1 protein-coding gene is annotated in these 1,415 nt (G+C 37.5%); it reads left to right on the top strand.

The window, feature by feature from the left end; translation table 11 throughout:
* The first annotated feature begins 65 nt into the window (after positions 1 to 65).
* Entirely contained in the window at positions 66 to 1,394 is a 1,329-nt protein-coding gene (locus L2586_RS24335) for an IS4 family transposase (protein WP_317218967.1), read from the top strand.
* Positions 1,395 to 1,415: the final 21 nt, after the last annotated feature.

Consider the following 1,415-nt stretch of genomic DNA (forward strand, 5'->3'; position numbering starts at 1 on the left):
ATCTTCTACTAGTCTCTATGGTGACAAGAGATTAGAAAAAAAAGGGCTGCTTTGAGCAAAGGCTCATTGATTCGCAATCTTCGAGCCTTCACAATTTCAGTTCTGATGCTTCGGAATTAAAGTCATTTTATCGATTTCTTTGGAATGACAAAGTTACTGAAAGGTCTATTACAGATCAAATTCAATCTGATTGTGAGCGTGCAGTAAATGAACGCAAAGTATTGGTTTTGGTAGATTCTTGTTCTATCAGTTTAGAAAACAAACACAATAGACTCCAAGATTATGAAGGATTGAGTCGAACTGGGATTAACAAGCAAGGACGTTATTTTGGTCTTAAGCTTCACCCAGCTATTGTTTATGACATGGAAACAAATATGATGTTAGGAATTTCCTCTACGCAGTTTGTTCATATAGATAGTTCTACATGCGAAGAAAAAGGAGATAAATGGAGTAGAAAAAAACAATGCATAGAAGAAAAGGAAAGCTATAAATGGATTGCTGCCTGTAATCAAAGCAAAGAAACACTTGCTAAGGCTGCTCACATAACATATGTTATGGATCGAGAGGCTGATATCATAGAATTACTAGACCGTATTCCAGATCAAAGAACAACACTAGTTGTACGAGTAAGTCATAATCGGTATGTAATAGATGAACAAGGGAAGAGGATACTTCTTAATGATCTTCTTGCAAGAAGTACGAATATTGCCGAAGCTAGGCTGAAGATAAATTCAAAGAAAAGGAAACGAGGAGATGCAGAATTTGAACTGCGATACGAAAGGATTACAATCCCTTGGAGGCAGACAAGTAGAATAAAGCAAAAAAAGAACCCAGATGGTGTTCCAATGACAGTTGTGGAAATCAAAGAGGTAAGCAATCAGGACGGTGAAGAGCCTATAGTGTGGAGGTTATATACCTCAAGCGAGGTAAGTAGCCACAGTCAAGTACTAGAACTAGTAGATATCTACAAGAGAAGATGGTTAATCGAAGAGTTCTTTAAGCTACTAAAAACAGATGGCTATGATATAGAGGGCACCGAATTCAGTACAGGAAAAGTAATCAGGAAACTAATATTATTAGTGATGAAAGCAAGCATAAAGGTATTACAATTAAAAGCTGCACGAGACGGCAGCTCAAGTGAAAAAATAGATCTTCTTTTTAGTGAAAAGGAAATCAGGTGCCTAAAGTCCCTAAATAAAAAATTAGAAGGAGGTACTGTAAAACAACAGAACCCACATGATGCTGCTAGCTTGGCATATGCTTCTTGGATCATTGCTCGCTTGGGTGGCTGGAAAGAGTTCTATCAGCCAAGTCGACCACCGGGAACAAAAACGTTTGTTTGGGGATTAGAGAAGTTCGAATCAATTATGATTGGCTACAACATATTAAATTAAAAAGATGTGTACGAACGTCAG

The organism is Portibacter lacus, from assembly GCF_021533215.1.
Lineage (GTDB): Bacteria > Bacteroidota > Bacteroidia > Chitinophagales > Saprospiraceae > Portibacter > Portibacter lacus.